This is a genomic window from Variovorax sp. GW823-FHT02B07 (assembly GCF_058797695.1).
Window position 1 is genome coordinate 1,042,241 of the sequence record NZ_JBXAJX010000001.1, and the last position, 12,452, is coordinate 1,054,692.

The following is a 12,452-nucleotide window of genomic DNA, read 5'->3' on the forward strand; positions in this document are numbered from 1 at the left end:
GCGTTCAGTCGCCGAACGGGCCTTGCGCGGTGAAAGCGCCGCCCTGGTAGATGGCGTTCGGATCGGTGGGCGCCACCTTCGGCTGCGCCTCGACCTTGTCGCGGAACACCTCGGAGCTGTCCTGTGGCGCGAAGCCCAGGTGCGCGGCGGCGGCGTTGTCCCACCACAGGTCGCGGTTGGCCGACATGCCGTAGACCACCGTGTGCTTCACGTTGGGCGTGAAGAGCGACTTCTGGATCAGCGTCGTGAGGTCGCGGTAGCTGAGCCAGGTGTGCATCATCCGGCGGTTGGCCGGCTCGGGGAACGACGAGCCGATGCGGATGCTCACCGTCTCGATGCCCCAGCGGTCGAAGTAGAACTGCGCCATGTCTTCACCGAACGATTTCGACAGGCCGTAGTAGCCGTCGGGCCGGCGCGCGGCGTGCGCGTCGATGTGCTCGTCCTGCTTGTAGAAGCCGATCACGTGGTTCGAGCTGGCGAACACCACGCGCTTCACGCCGTGGCGGCGCGCGGCTTCGTACAGGTTGAACACGCCCTTGATGTTGGCTTCGAGCACTTCTTCGAACGGGCGCTCGACCGACACGCCGCCGAAATGGGCGATGGCGTCGCAGCCGGCCACCAGCGCGTCGACCGCGGCCTTGTCGGACAGGTCGCAGGGCACGACTTCTTCATGCGCGCCCGTGGCCGGCGCGATGTCGGCGATGTCGGAAAGGCGGATCACGTTCGCAAAAGGCGCGAGCCGTTCGCGCAGCACGCGGCCCAGGCCGCCGGCGGCGCCGGTCAGCAGCAGGCGGCCGAGCTGGGGGGAGGGGGCTTCAGGCGTCGACATGTCTTCGGGATGTGTGAGGGGAAGCGGAGGAGGTGGACAACGTCGTCACCGTTTTTTAGGTGATAAGTTATCTGTTGTCGTACAACTGTGAGGGGATTATGATCGTCGTCATGGCCTCAACGACTGCGGGTAATCCCGAAGTTCAGACAACGACCGCTGACAACCCGGCGGGCAACGCCGCTTTCGTGGGGCGGCCGCGCCAGCGCGCGCGCGGTCTGGCGAACGGGCTGGTGGAAGACCTGGGCGAGAAGATCCGCAGCCAGTCGCTGCGCCCCGGCGACAAGCTGCCGACCGAGTCGGCCATCATGCAGGCCTACGGCGTGAGCCGCACCGTGGTGCGCGAGGCGCTGTCCAAGCTGCAGGCGGGCGGGCTGGTCGAGACGCTGCACGGCGTGGGCACCTTCGTGCTGCAGCCGCGTCCGGGTGGCATGGGCGGGGTGTTCCGCCTCGATCCCGGCGAGATCGCGACCTCGGTCGACGTGCTCGCCGTGCTCGAGCTGCGCATCAGCCTGGAGACCGAATCCGCCGGGCTGGCCGCGAGCCGGCGCACCGACGAGCAACTGGTGGCGATGCGCCAGGCGCTTGACGCGTTCGAGCAGAACGTCAAGGTGGGCGGCGACACCGTGGGACCCGACTTCGCCTTCCACCTGGAGATCGCGCAGTCGACCGGCAACCCCTACTTCGCCGACATCATGCGGCACCTGGGCACGACGATCATCCCGCGCACGCGCATCAGCGCGATCCGCGTGCAGGACGGCAGCTACCTGAGCCGCGTGAACCGCGAGCACGAGGAAATCTACGCGGCCATCGCGCGCCGCGACCCCGAGTCGGCACGCGCCGCGATGCGCATCCACCTGACCAACAGCCGCGAGCGGCTGCGCATGGCGCAGGAAGCCGCGCAACAACAGAAAGCCAGGGCGGAGGCGGCCGGCCACGGCACCGCCTCGTCCGACAACACCCCTTCGCGCTGAGTTCTCCCCGGGTTTTCGGGGTTCAAGTCTGGACAAGCTGATTTTCTAGTTGTACGATGACTGATAACATGCGGCGCCATCGCGGCCCCGCATGCCTGCATCGAACTTCAGGAGACAGCCCCCATGACCGTCAACCGACGCGGCGCGCTCGGCGCCGCCCTCGCCACCACACTGGCCGCCAGCCTGCCCTTGCACGCGTTCGCGCAAGGGGCGGGCGGCACCTGGCCTTCCAAGCCCATCCGTCTCATCGTGCCGTACCCGCCGGGCGGCTCGTCGGACATCATTGCGCGCGCCATCGGCCAGCCGCTGTCCGAGGCGCTGGGCCAGCCCGTGGTCATCGAGAACCGCGCGGGCGCCAACGGCAACCTCGGCGCCGACATGCTGGCCAAGGCGCCGGCCGACGGCCACACGCTCATGCTGTGCGACCTCGGCGCGCTGGCCATCAGCCCGTCGCTGTACCCCAAGCTGCCGTTCGATCCGTCGAAGGACCTGCGCAGCGTGGCCATGCTGGCCTACTCGCCGCACCTGCTGGTGGTGCACCCGTCGGTGCAGGCCAACACGCTGAAGGAGCTGGTCGAGCTGTCGAAGAAGAGCGACCTCAACTTCGCCGTCACCGCCAGCGGCAGCACCGCGCACCTGGCCGGCGTCGAGCTGCAGCGCAAGAGCGGCGCCAAGTGGGAGTACGTGCCCTACAAGGGCGGCGTGCAGGCCGTGCTCGACACCGTCGCGGGCCAGACGCAGGTGCTCATGAACGGCATGTTGGCCACGTACCCGCATGTACAGAGCGGCAAGCTCAAGCTCATCGCGGTGTCGAAGTCGACGCGCATGCCGCTGATCGGCAGCGTGCCGACCATCGCGGAGCAGGGCGTTCCCGGCTACGAGTCGGGCACATGGCAGGGCGTGGTCGCGGCGCGCGGCACCCCTGACGCGGTGATCGCCCGGCTCAACAAGGAACTGGTCCGCATCATCCGCACGCCCGACATCCGGGCGCGGCTTGCGGGGCAGGGCGCCGAGGTCGTGACCATGACCGCGCCCGAGCAGGACCAGTTCTTCGCCAAGGAGCGCGCGCGCTGGGCGCAGGTCATCCAGCAGGCCAATCTCAAGCTCGACTGAGCGGCCCCTTCTTCTTCTTTTTTCTTTTCCTCATTTCTCTTTTTCACTGGACGACTTCCGATGAACCCGCAAGAACTCAAGACCATCATGGGCTCCGGCCTGCTCTCGTTCCCGCTGACCGACTTCGACAGCAACGGCGACTTCAACAAGAAGGGCTACATCGAGCGCCTCGAATGGCTGGCACCCTACGGCGCGAGCGCGCTGTTCGCCGCGGGCGGCACGGGCGAGTTCTTCTCGCTGACCGGCGATGAGTACCCCGGCATCATTCAGACCGCGGTCGACACCTGCCGCGGCGTGGTGCCGATCATTGCCGGCGCCGGCGGCCCGACGCGCTTCGCCATCCAATGCGCGCAAGCGGCAGAGAAGGCCGGCGCGCACGGCATCCTGCTGCTGCCGCACTACCTCACCGAAGCCGGCCAGGAAGGCCTGGCCGCGCACGTCGAGGCCGTGTGCAAGAGCGTGAAGTTCGGCGTGATCGTCTACAACCGCGCCTCGAGCCGCCTCAAGCCCGACACGCTGGCCCGCCTGGCCGAGCGCAACCCGAACCTCGTCGGCTTCAAGGACGGCGTGGGCGACATCGAGGCGATGGTTGCGATCTTCCAGAAGATGGGCGACCGCTTCGCCTACCTGGGCGGCCTGCCCACGGCCGAGGTCTATGCCGCGGCCTACAAGGCGATGGGCACGCCCGTGTACTCGTCGGCGGTCTTCAACTTCATTCCGAAGACGGCGATGGACTTCTATCACGCGGTCGCGAACGACGACATGGCCACGCAGCACCGCCTGCTGAAGAACTTCTTCATGCCCTACCTGGAACTGCGCAACCGCGTGCCCGGCTACGCCGTGAGCATCGTGAAGGCGGGCGCCAAGCTCGTCGGCCACGACGCCGGCCCCGTGCGCGCGCCGCTGACCGACCTCAAGCCCGACGAGATGGACGCGCTGAAGGCGCTCATCGACACGCTCGGCCCGCAGTAAGCCGGCACTGATCACAGTCGACCGCACCACAAAACAAACAGGAGACAACGACATGCTCATCAGAAAATTCCTGCTCGCCGCCGCAGCGACCGCCGTGTTCGCGGGCTGCGCCGCCAGCGGAGGCAGCAACAGCGGCGCATCGGCCGAACCGGCAGTGGCCGCGGCCGCCGAGCGGCTGCGCGTCGCCATGGTCGACCCGACGCCGGCCGCGCTGCGCGCGCTGGTGGCCGACGACCTGAGCTACGGCCATTCGGGCGGCAAGGTCGACACGCAGGCCAGCTTCATCGCCGACCTGCTCGACCGCAAGTCGGACTTCGTGACCATCGCGATCACCGACCAGACCATCAAGGTCGTCGACGGAAACACCGCCATCGTGCGCCACACGCTCACGGCCGACACCAACGACTCGGGCAAGCCCGGCAAGGTCGCGCTGAAGATCCTCGGCATCTGGCAGAAGCAGGGCGGCGAGTGGAAGCTGCTCGCGCGCCAGGCTGTGCGCCTTCCTTCCTGATCGGACCACCGCGCATGAAGAGAACGCAATTCCTGGCGACGGGCCTCGCGCTCGCCGCCACCGCACTGCTGACGCCGCTGCACGCTTCGGCCCAGGCCGATGCATGGCCGCAGCAGAAGCCCGTGACGATCATCGTGCCGTTCCCTGCCGGCGGCTCCACCGACATGGTGGCGCGCGCATTGGCGCAGCAGCTGCAGGGCAAGCTCGGCGGCAGCTTCGTGGTCGACAACCGGCCCGGCGCCACCGGCACCATCGGCACCGGCTTCGTGCGGCGCGCACTGCCCGACGGCTACACGCTGCTGGTGTCGTCGCTCGGCGCCTTCGTCGTCACGCCGCATCTGCAAAAGAGCGTGCCCTACGACGCGACCAAAGACTTCGACTACATCAGCGTGCCCGTGCAGGCGCCCAACGTGCTCGTGGCGAATGTCGCGCGGCCCGAGCGCAGCGTGGCCGACGTGCTCGCGCTGTTGCGCAAGACGCCCGGCAAGGTCTCGTTCGCGAGCTCGGGCAACGGCTCGTCCGACCACCTGTCGGCCGAACTCTTCTGGCAGCAATCGAAGACCGAAGGCGTGCACGTGCCCTACAAGGGCGGCGCGCCGGCGGTGAACGACCTGCTGGGCAACCAGGTCGACTTCTCGTTCCAGAACGTGAACGCCGTGCTGCCGCACATCCGCGCCGGCAAGCTGCGCGCGCTGGCCGTCACCGGCGACAAGCGCTCGCCCGTGCTGCCCGACGTGCCCACGCTCGCCGAGGCTGGCGTGAAGGGCGCCGAGGTCTATTCGTGGCAGGGCATGGCCGCGCCCAAGGGCCTGCCGCCCGCCACGAAGAAGAAGCTGAGCGACGCGGTCATCGCCGCCATGCAGGACCCCGATACCAAGAAGCGCATGCTCGACCAGGGCCTGGAAATCGTCGCCAGCACGCCCGAGGACTTCACCGCCTTCCAGTTGCGCGAGTGGGCGCGATGGAAGACATTGATCGACACCCGCCACATCACCGCAGACTGAGCCACCGAGCCCGAAGATGACAAGTCCTGAATCCGTTTCCCATGTCGTGTCGGGCGCGCCCGTCGTCACCGCCATGCGCGTCGTGCCCGTTGCGGGCCACGACAGCATGCTGATGAACCTCAGCGGCGCGCACGGCCCGTTCTTCACGCGCAACCTGCTGATCCTCACCGACAGCGCCGGCCACACTGGCGTGGGCGAGGTGCCGGGCGGCGAGAAGATCCGCCAGACGCTCGAAGATGCGCGCGACCTCATCGTGGGCCAGCCCATCGGCAACCACAACGCCGTGCTCAACCGCATGCGCAGTGCGTTTGCCGCGCGCGACAGCGGCGGGCGCGGCCTGCAGACCTTCGACCTGCGCGTGACCATCCACGCCGTGACCGCCGCCGAAGCCGCGCTGCTCGACCTGCTGGGCCAGCACCTGGGCGTGCCCGTGGCCGCGCTGCTCGGCGAAGGCCAGCAGCGCGATGCGGTGCAGATGCTCGGCTACCTCTTCTACGTGGGCGACCGCACCAAGACCGACCTGCCGTACGAGACCGACCCCGGCGCCGACAACGACTGGTTCCGCCTGCGCCACGAAGAGGCCATGACCCCTGAGGCCATCGTGCGACTGGCCGAGGCCACGCATGCGCGCTACGGTTTCACCGACTTCAAGCTCAAGGGCGGCGTGCTGCGCGGCGAGGAAGAGGTCGAAGCCATCCGCGCGCTGCACGCGCGCTTTCCGCAGGCGCGCGTCACGCTCGACCCCAACGGCGGCTGGCTGCTGGCCGACGCCATCCGCCTGTGCCGCGACCTGCACGGCGTGATGGCCTATGCCGAAGACCCGTGCGGCGCCGAGGGCGTGTTCTCGGGCCGCGAGGTGATGGCCGAGTTCCGCCGCGCCACCGGCCTGCCGACCGCGACCAACATGGTCGCCACCGACTGGCGCGAGATGGTGCACAGCCTGTCGCTGCAGTCGGTCGACATTCCTCTGGCCGACCCGCACTTCTGGACGATGCAGGGCTCGGTGCGCGTGGCGCAGCTGTGCCAGGCCTGGGGCCTGACCTGGGGCTCGCATTCGAACAACCACTTCGACGTGTCGCTCGCGATGTTCACGCACGTGGCCGCCGCCGCGCCCGGCAAGGTCACGGCCATCGACACGCACTGGATCTGGCAGGACGGCCAGCGCCTCACGAAGGCGCCGCTGCAGATCGAGGGCGGCCTCGTGCAGGTGCCCACGCGCGGCGGCCTGGGTATCGAGCTCGACATGGCCGAGGTCGAGAAGGCGCACCAGCTGTACCTGAAACATGGCCTCGGCGCGCGCAACGATGCGCAGGCGATGCAGTTCCTCATTCCGAACTGGACCTTCGACAACAAGCGCCCCTGCATGGTCCGCTGAGCGCCCGGTGCCTTCGTGCGCTGACGGCTGAAACATCCAAGGAGACTGAATGAACAAGCACATGGATCGCCGTCGCCTGCTGCAAGCGGCTGCCGGCTCGGCACTCGGCGCCGTGGCCGCCGTCGCGGGCGCCCAGTCGTTTCCCTACAAGCCGCAGCAGCGGTATCCCGATCCGTCGGTGCTGATCCTCGACCCCAGCTTTGCGAAGTACCGCATCTACAGCAGCACGCTCGAGCAGGTCGGCACCGGCATGCGCTGGGCCGAGGGCCCGGTGTACCTGCCGCGCGAGGGTTATCTCGTGTGCAGCGACATCCCGAACAACCGTCTGATGCGCTACGAGGAGAAGACCGGCGAGTTCAAGGTCCACAAGGCGAACGCCGGCTACTGCAACGGCAACACGCGTGACCGGCAGGGCCGCCTCATCAGCTGCGAGCACTCGGTGACGCGGCGCGTGGTGCGCACCGAATCCGACGGGCGCGTGACCGTGCTGGCCGACCGCTACCAGGGCAAGCGCCTGAACTCGCCGAACGACGTGGTCGTGAAATCGGACGACACCGTGTGGTTCACCGATCCGATCTTCGGCATCTCGGGCACGTGGGAAGGCGAGAAGGCCGCGCCCGAGCAGGCGACGACCAACGTGTACCGCCTCACGCCCGACGGCCAGCTCTCGGCGGTGATCACCGACCTCGTGAACCCGAACGGCCTGGCCTTCTCGCCGGACGAGAAAAAGCTCTACGTTGTCGAGTGGAAGGGCACGCCCAACCGCAGCCTCTGGAGCTACGACGTGGCGGTCGATGGCAGCGTGTCGAACAAGGTGAAGCTCATCGATGGCACGGGCGCTGCGGCGCTCGATGGCTTTCGCGTCGACCGCGACGGCAATCTCTGGATGGGCTGGGGCTGGAACGGCGCCGTCGCTCCCGAACCCGTCGATGCCGGCAACGGCATGAAGGTCTATCAGCCGCAGGCGAAATCCGAAGACCTCGATGGCGTCAAGATCTTCAATTCGCAAGGCAAGCCCATCGGTTTCATCCGCCTGCCCGAACGCTGTGCCAACCTGACGTTCGGCGGCCCCAAGAACAACCGCCTCTACATGGCGGCCAGCCATTCGCTGTACGCCCTCTACGTGGAGTCCGAAGGCGCCACCTAGCCTTGGGACTTTTCCAACCTCCTCACCGCAACACGCACACAAGGACATCGACGATGACTGAATTCAACAACCTCATCAATGGCGAATGGCTGGCTGGCCAAAGCTACAGCCCCAACATCAACCCCAGCAACCTGGCCGACGTGCTGGGCCAGTACACGCAGGGCGACAAGGGTCACGTCGACGCGGCTGTGGCAGCAGCCACCGCCGCCTTCCCCGCCTGGGCGACGGGCAGCATCCAGGCGCGCTCCGATGCGCTCGACAAGATCGGCACCGAGATCCTCGCGCGCAAGGAAGAGCTCGGCACGCTGCTGGCGCGCGAAGAGGGCAAGACCAAGGCCGAAGGCATCGGCGAGGCCACGCGCGCGGGGCAGATCTTCAAGTTCTTCGCGGGTGAGTGCCTGCGCCTGTCGGGCGAGGTGCTGCCGTCGGTGCGTCCGAGCATCGGCGTGGAGATCACGCGCGAGCCGGTCGGCGTGGTCGGGCTCATCACGCCGTGGAACTTCCCCATCGCCATTCCCGCCTGGAAGATCGCGCCCGCATTGGCTTTCGGCAACTGCGTGGTGCTCAAGCCCGCCGACCTCGTGCCGGGCTGCGCGTGGGCGCTGGCTGAGATCATCAGCCGCTCGGGCATTCCGGCCGGCGTGTTCAACCTGGTGATGGGGCGCGGCAGCGTGATCGGCGATGCGCTGGTGAACCACCCGGGCATCCACGCGATCAGCTTCACCGGCTCGGTGGGCGTGGGCCGCAACATCGCAGTGCAGTGCGTCACCAACCACAAGAAGGTGCAGCTCGAGATGGGTGGCAAGAACCCGCAGGTGGTGCTCGACGACGCCGACCTCGCGCAGGCCGTGGAGCTCAGCGTGCAGAGCGCGTTCTACTCGACCGGCCAGCGTTGCACGGCGTCGAGCCGCCTGATCGTGACCGAGGGCATCTATCCGAAGTTCATCGAGGCGATGAAGGCGCGCATGGCGAAGATCAAGGTCGGCGACGCGCTCGCGCAGGGCACCGACGTGGGGCCGGTGTCGTCGAAGTCGCAGCTCGACCAGGACATGGAATACGTCGCCATCGGCAAGGGCGAGGGCGCCACGCTGGCGGCGGGCGGTGAGCTGCTGAAGCTGGAGACGGACGGCTACTACATGTCGCCGGCGCTGTTCAGCGAGTCCGCGGCGAACATGCGCATCAATCGCGAAGAGGTGTTCGGGCCGGTGGCGAGCGTGATCCGCGTGAAGAACTACGAAGAGGCACTGGCGACGGCGAACGACACCGAGTTCGGTCTCTCGGCCGGCATTGCGACGACCTCGCTGAAGTACGCGACGCACTTCAAGCGGCACAGCCAAGCGGGGATGGTGATGGTGAACCTGCCGACGGCGGGGGTGGACTATCACGTGCCGTTCGGTGGCCGCAAGGGGTCGAGCTATGGGCCGCGGGAGCAGGGCAAGTACGCGCAGGAGTTCTTCACGACGGTGAAGACGGCTTACACGTTGGCCTGACGCTTCTTCTTGTCTCGTTGAAAGCCCCCTGTTTGGGGGCTTTTTTATGTCCGCTTGGTTCGGGGCGCGTGCGCAGGCCACCGGGTACTTCCCTCCGCGAATGTCCCCCGGCCTGCGGCCTCCTCCTTGATTTCGCTGCGGGAAGCACCCAGTGTCCTGCGCACGGGACGCGCTGTGGGTGCTCGCCGATCAACGACCGCACTGAACACGCTCACGTCGATGCGGTGCCTTGCGCAGCGAAATCAAGGAGGAGGGCGAAGCCCGGGGGACATTCGCGGAGCAAGGTACCGCGTCGGCGTGAGCGTCGCCCTGAACAGCTCAGGCCAATGGTGCCCTGCGACTGCGACGCATCAGAAATTCGATCAACTCGAAGACCCCTTCACTGATCAGCGCCATCGCGGCAGCCGGCAACGCACCCGCCATCAACAGCTCGCGATCGTTGAGTGCCAGCCCCGTCACGATGCGCTCACCGAAACCACCCGCGCCGATGAAAGCCGCGATGGTGGCCGTGCCGATGGCAATGGCTGTCGCGGTGCGAACTCCCGCCAGTAGCGTGGGCAACGCGAGAGGCAGCAACACCAACTGAAGGCTCTGCGGCGGTGTCATGCCCAGCGCGGTGCCGGCCAGTCGAAGTCCATTCGGCACTTCGGCCAGCCCGGTCACGGTGTTGCGCATGATCGGCAGCAGCGAATACAGCGTGAGCGCGATCAATGCGGGCAGGGCGCCGATGGCGCCCAGCAAGGAGATCAGCACCGCGAGCAGCGCCAGCGACGGCACGGTCTGCATCACGCTCGCAAAGCCCAGCACCACGGCGCGCAACCGCAGGTGCGGAAACACGAGGATCGCGAGCGGCACGCCGATGAGGATGGCCACGCCGACCGACACCGCCACCAGCAGCAGGTGCTGGCGCGCGAGCGGCCAGAGGTCGGGACCGAAGAGCTTGGCCGTGAAGCCGCGTGCGGCGCTCGGCGGCGTCTTGCCGTCCTTGGTGGCGCCGGCCAGGAAGTCGCGCGCGATGGTGTCAAAGCGCACGCCCTGCAGTTCGGCGCGCGCGTTCATCGCGATCATGGCGTGCTCGTCGATCTTGCCTTCGAGCGTCTGCAACGCAGCCCACGCCTTCGGCAGCCGCGCAGGCAGGTCGAGCTTGTAGAGCACCACCGCGTCGTAGCGCGGAAAGTACTGCTTGTCGTCCACGAGCACGCGCAGGCCGAGGTGGTCGATCTTGGCGTCGGTGGTGTAGATGTCGATCGCGTCGATCTGTTTGGCCGTCATCGCCTCGTAGGCCAGGCCGTGGTCGAGCCCGGTCGGCGTCTGCGTGAAGCCGTAGCGCGCGGCCAGGCCCTTCCAGCCGTCGGCGCGGCCGATGAATTCGTTCGACAACCCGATGCGCAGTTCGGGGTGTTTGGCCAGGTCGCTCAGCGTGCGCAGCCCGAGCTTGTCGGCGTCGGCGGCGCGCACGGCCAGCGCGTAGCCGTCGTTGAAGCCCAGCGGAATCGCCACGCCCAGCCCGAGCGGCGCGAGCGCGGCGTTCATGGCCTCGCGCGTGTCGGCGGGCGAGCCCTTGAGGATCTCGAGCGCGATGGTGCCGGTGTATTCGGCGTACAGGTCGATGGCGCCCGAGCGCAGCGCCTCGTACACGATGGCCGTGTTGCCCAGCCCCTGCCGCACGACGGGCGGCGACACGGTGTGCGGCGCGGCGGTCTGCGCCAGCACCTCGGCCAGGATGTACGACTCGGTGAAGCGCTTGGAGCCGACGCGCAGCGTCTCGTCGGCGGCCTGCGCGCGGGGCGCGGCGGCGGCCAGCCAGAGCATCGCGAAAAGCCACAGGGCGGGGTGCCAGAAGCTGCGAGGCAGGTGCATCCGGATCAGTGTATCGGCATCGCTGCGCCAGCCGTACCCGTCCGTCTCCTACACGCCGTGGTGCGCGAAGCCGATGCGCCACGGCCGCGCGGCGGCCCATAGTGGCCGTCATGAAAAAAACCAGGCACGCGCCCCCCGGTCCCGACATCCACGGCCTGCGCGAGCTGCCCGGCCTGCGCGTGGACGGCTACAGCCTGCAGCTGCGCGACAAGGACGGCTTCGTCGGCGACCAGGCCAGCCAGACGGCGTTTCGCGAACTGCTCGAGCGATGGCGCAAGCGGCGCCGCAAGACCGGCCGCGACCCGCTGGGCGCGGCCCACTCGCGCGACCTGAGCAAGAAGCAGCTCGACCGCGCGCTGCAGGGAAAGACCGCCACGGCCGCCGGCGACGTGATGCATGGCGCCATCGAGGAGTTCGCGGAAGAGCTCGCCTTCGTGGTCCAGCGCTTCGTGCGCCAGCCCTCGTGGCGCAAGGTGCAGCGCATCGTGGTTGGCGGCGGTTTTCCCGAGAGCGACGTGGGCGAGCGCGCGATCCTGGAGGCGGGCGCGATGCTCGAGGACCTGGGCGTGCACGTGCAGCTGGGCCGGCTGTCGCACAACGTGGACGACGGCGGGCTGATCGGCTGGGCGCACCTGACGCCGCCGCCGCTCCTGAAGGGGCACGACGCGATCCTGGCGGTGGACATCGGCGGCACCAACGTGCGCTGCGGCATCGTGAAGACGCGCCACCGCAAGGCGCCCGACTTCTCGCGCGCCAAGGTGGTCAAGCGAGAAAAGTGGCGCCACGCCGACGACGGCCCGAACCGCAGCCACATGGTCGAACGCATCGCCGACATGCTCGAGGACATGGTCGTCTACGCCGAGCGCCGCAAGATCCGGCTCGCGCCTTTCATCGGCATCGGCTGCCCGGGGCTGATCCGCTCCGACGGCTCGATTGCGCGCGGCGCGCAGAACCTGCCGGGCGACTGGGAGAGCCGCGCCTTCCACCTGCCGGCCGCGCTGTGGCGGCGGCTGCCGATCATCGGCTCGGGCGCGACGCTGGTGCTCATGCACAACGATGCGGTGGTGCAGGGCCTGAGCGAGCTGCCCTTCATGCGCGACGTGCGCCACTGGGGCGTGCTGACCATCGGCACCGGGCTGGGCAACGCCAGCTTCACGAACCGGCGTTGACGAGCGCTACC

11 protein-coding genes are annotated in these 12,452 nt (G+C 68.1%); 9 read left to right on the plus strand and 2 right to left on the minus strand.

The genetic code is table 11. The annotated features are described in order from the left end of the window. Positions 1-4: 4 nt before the first annotated feature. Positions 5-829: an NAD-dependent epimerase/dehydratase family protein gene (locus tag AC1RGU_RS04870; RefSeq protein ID WP_492695126.1), complete on the minus strand. Its 825-nt coding sequence runs from the start codon at positions 827-829 to the stop codon at positions 5-7. A gap of 110 nt (positions 830-939) precedes the next feature. On the opposite strand from AC1RGU_RS04870, the gene AC1RGU_RS04875 reads away from it, so the two are divergent. From AC1RGU_RS04875 to AC1RGU_RS04910, 8 genes are all read left to right on the plus strand, one after another. Next, entirely contained in the window at positions 940-1,800 is an 861-nt protein-coding gene (locus AC1RGU_RS04875) for a FadR/GntR family transcriptional regulator (RefSeq protein WP_062470783.1), read from the plus strand. A gap of 123 nt (positions 1,801-1,923) precedes the next feature. Next, entirely contained in the window at positions 1,924-2,913 is a 990-nt protein-coding gene (locus tag AC1RGU_RS04880; protein WP_062470659.1) for a Bug family tripartite tricarboxylate transporter substrate binding protein, read from the plus strand. A 60-nt stretch (positions 2,914-2,973) separates the two neighbouring features. Beyond that, positions 2,974-3,885 carry a 5-dehydro-4-deoxyglucarate dehydratase gene (gene kdgD, locus AC1RGU_RS04885; RefSeq protein WP_062470656.1) on the plus strand — a complete coding sequence of 304 codons (912 nt, stop codon included), beginning with the start codon at positions 2,974-2,976 and terminating at the stop codon, positions 3,883-3,885. Positions 3,886-3,937: 52 nt separating this feature from the next. Continuing rightward, on the plus strand, positions 3,938-4,396 hold the full coding sequence (locus tag AC1RGU_RS04890; protein ID WP_492695129.1) for a nuclear transport factor 2 family protein: 459 nt from the start codon (positions 3,938-3,940) through the stop codon (positions 4,394-4,396). A 14-nt stretch (positions 4,397-4,410) separates the two neighbouring features. Then, positions 4,411-5,400, plus strand: a complete 990-nt coding sequence (locus tag AC1RGU_RS04895) for a Bug family tripartite tricarboxylate transporter substrate binding protein (RefSeq protein ID WP_492695131.1) — start codon at positions 4,411-4,413, stop codon at positions 5,398-5,400. 16 nt (positions 5,401-5,416) lie between these two features. Further along, the gene (gene gudD, locus AC1RGU_RS04900) at positions 5,417-6,775 is read left to right on the plus strand and encodes a glucarate dehydratase (RefSeq protein WP_492695133.1); all 1,359 of its coding nucleotides are present in this window, start codon (positions 5,417-5,419) and stop codon (positions 6,773-6,775) included. A 49-nt stretch (positions 6,776-6,824) separates the two neighbouring features. After that, the gene (locus AC1RGU_RS04905) at positions 6,825-7,922 is read left to right on the plus strand and encodes an SMP-30/gluconolactonase/LRE family protein (protein WP_492695135.1); all 1,098 of its coding nucleotides are present in this window, start codon (positions 6,825-6,827) and stop codon (positions 7,920-7,922) included. 53 nt (positions 7,923-7,975) lie between these two features. After that, positions 7,976-9,412, plus strand: a complete 1,437-nt coding sequence (locus AC1RGU_RS04910) for an aldehyde dehydrogenase family protein (protein ID WP_492695137.1) — start codon at positions 7,976-7,978, stop codon at positions 9,410-9,412. Positions 9,413-9,730: 318 nt separating this feature from the next. Here the strand turns inward: AC1RGU_RS04910 and AC1RGU_RS04915 are convergent, their stop codons facing one another. Further along, on the minus strand, positions 9,731-11,272 hold the full coding sequence (locus tag AC1RGU_RS04915; protein ID WP_492695139.1) for an ABC transporter permease/substrate-binding protein: 1,542 nt from the start codon (positions 11,270-11,272) through the stop codon (positions 9,731-9,733). Positions 11,273-11,382: 110 nt separating this feature from the next. On the opposite strand from AC1RGU_RS04915, the gene AC1RGU_RS04920 reads away from it, so the two are divergent. Continuing rightward, complete coding sequence (locus AC1RGU_RS04920) at positions 11,383-12,441, plus strand: ROK family protein (RefSeq protein ID WP_095744592.1); 1,059 nt, start codon at positions 11,383-11,385, stop codon at positions 12,439-12,441. Positions 12,442-12,452: the final 11 nt, after the last annotated feature.

What these genes read in the sequence shown, in the direction of transcription:
- AC1RGU_RS04875 (WP_062470783.1), top strand. Translation starts at nt 940, where the DNA reads ATGGCCTCAACGACTGCGGGTAATCCCGAAGTTCAGACAACGACCGCT.
- gudD (WP_492695133.1), top strand. Translation starts at nt 5,417, where the DNA reads ATGACAAGTCCTGAATCCGTTTCCCATGTCGTGTCGGGCGCGCCCGTC.
- AC1RGU_RS04905 (WP_492695135.1), top strand. Translation starts at nt 6,825, where the DNA reads ATGAACAAGCACATGGATCGCCGTCGCCTGCTGCAAGCGGCTGCCGGC.
- AC1RGU_RS04910 (WP_492695137.1), top strand. Translation starts at nt 7,976, where the DNA reads ATGACTGAATTCAACAACCTCATCAATGGCGAATGGCTGGCTGGCCAA.
- kdgD (WP_062470656.1), top strand. Translation starts at nt 2,974, where the DNA reads ATGAACCCGCAAGAACTCAAGACCATCATGGGCTCCGGCCTGCTCTCG.
- AC1RGU_RS04915 (WP_492695139.1), bottom strand. Translation starts at nt 11,272, where the DNA reads ATGCACCTGCCTCGCAGCTTCTGGCACCCCGCCCTGTGGCTTTTCGCG.
- AC1RGU_RS04880 (WP_062470659.1), top strand. Translation starts at nt 1,924, where the DNA reads ATGACCGTCAACCGACGCGGCGCGCTCGGCGCCGCCCTCGCCACCACA.
- AC1RGU_RS04920 (WP_095744592.1), top strand. Translation starts at nt 11,383, where the DNA reads ATGAAAAAAACCAGGCACGCGCCCCCCGGTCCCGACATCCACGGCCTG.
- AC1RGU_RS04895 (WP_492695131.1), top strand. Translation starts at nt 4,411, where the DNA reads ATGAAGAGAACGCAATTCCTGGCGACGGGCCTCGCGCTCGCCGCCACC.
- AC1RGU_RS04870 (WP_492695126.1), bottom strand. Translation starts at nt 829, where the DNA reads ATGTCGACGCCTGAAGCCCCCTCCCCCCAGCTCGGCCGCCTGCTGCTG.
- AC1RGU_RS04890 (WP_492695129.1), top strand. Translation starts at nt 3,938, where the DNA reads ATGCTCATCAGAAAATTCCTGCTCGCCGCCGCAGCGACCGCCGTGTTC.